General features: G+C 68.0%; 1 protein-coding gene. It reads right to left on the reverse strand.

Annotated elements, in window-relative coordinates:
• Nucleotides 1-381 precede the first annotated feature (381 nt).
• Nucleotides 382-1146: a hypothetical protein gene (locus ACFYT4_RS36210; protein ID WP_389279185.1), complete on the reverse strand. Its 765-nt coding sequence runs from the start codon at nucleotides 1144-1146 to the stop codon at nucleotides 382-384.
• Nucleotides 1147-1262 lie beyond the last annotated feature (116 nt).

The following is a 1262-nucleotide window of genomic DNA, read 5'->3' on the forward strand; positions in this document are numbered from 1 at the left end:
ACACCCCAGACCGTTCGTCTGGACCAAGACAGCCGACGAGATCCTCGACAAAGTCGCCGCATACTGCCAACGAATCTCCGACTCAGGTCACTAGAAGGCGGAGGAGCAGAAACGGCGGACACCTGCGTGGTGTCGTCCGCGGGGGTGTGTGTCTGTGCCGCGCGGTCGGCGGTCCTGCTGCGGCTCTCTGCCTGAGAGCGTCCCTGTGGGGTCTCGGCCCGACCCAGGGTGGCGGTGTTCAGCGTAGCGGCGATCGGCGCGGGTGTTGCCCCGGGTGCCTGGCGGGTGGTCATCGGTTCTGCCTCCGGTATGAGTTCGGACGGGAGCGGGACAGTGGCAGGACTCAGGTGCTTGCGTCTCGTACTGGCGGGATCGGCTTCTTCACTCCGTAGGGCCGGAAGCCGGATCCCGGACAGCAGCGACCGGGAGGAAAGCTCCCGGGGCATGACGAAGGCCCATGGAATCCGCCTTGGCCGTGTTCGGCCAGCGGTTGCGGCGGTGGTCGAGCCAGTCCAGGACCGCCCGGCGGGTGAGGTCGTCGAGCGGGCGGACGTGGCCGCCGACGGTGATGCGTCGGTTGCCCGGGTCGACGTCCTCCAACTGCATGGTGCGGATCATCTTCGGCCGTGCCGCGTGGATGGCGGCCAGGGCGATGATGAGCCGGATGTCCGGGGTGGTGGCGGTGGCGATGGCCTCGTCGATGTCCGCCTGGTCGAGAGCTTGGAGGACGCCGCCGGTCTGGCGGGGGACGCGGATGCGGATCGTGGGGTTGCGGAAGATCTGGCCGTTCTTCTTCGCGTGTCGGAACAGCGACCGCAGAGCGACGATCCGGCTCTCGCGTTGTTTGCCGGTAACAGCGTCCCGGACCGCGATGATGTCCTCCCGGGTGACCTCTCGCAGGTGGTCGTAGCGGCTGGACCACGCCAGCAGCACCGGCTGGATCTCTCCCAGGTAGGCCCACGCCGTATGCCGGGAGCGGGGCTCAGATCGCGGACCACCGTCGAGGAGAGTGCGAACCCAGGCTTCGACGGCGCGATGGATCGCCGGCGCCATCTCGCCGAGCTTGCGCTCCAGCCACCGGTCGACAGCGGAGGCCCGGTCGTCGGTGAACAGGCCGAGACGGTCGAGGACCTCGGCGGTCCGCACGACGGGAAGCCCACGGACTCTTAGGGAGCGTATTGCGTCGTGATCATCAAGTGGTCCGGGTGAGATCTCTGAGCCAGATCATCGAGGCGCGTAGGTGGAGGCCGGCGAGGTAGCTG

The sequence above is a fragment of the Streptomyces sp. NPDC004609 genome (assembly GCF_042873655.1).
Taxonomy (GTDB): Bacteria; Actinomycetota; Actinomycetes; order Streptomycetales; family Streptomycetaceae; genus Streptomyces.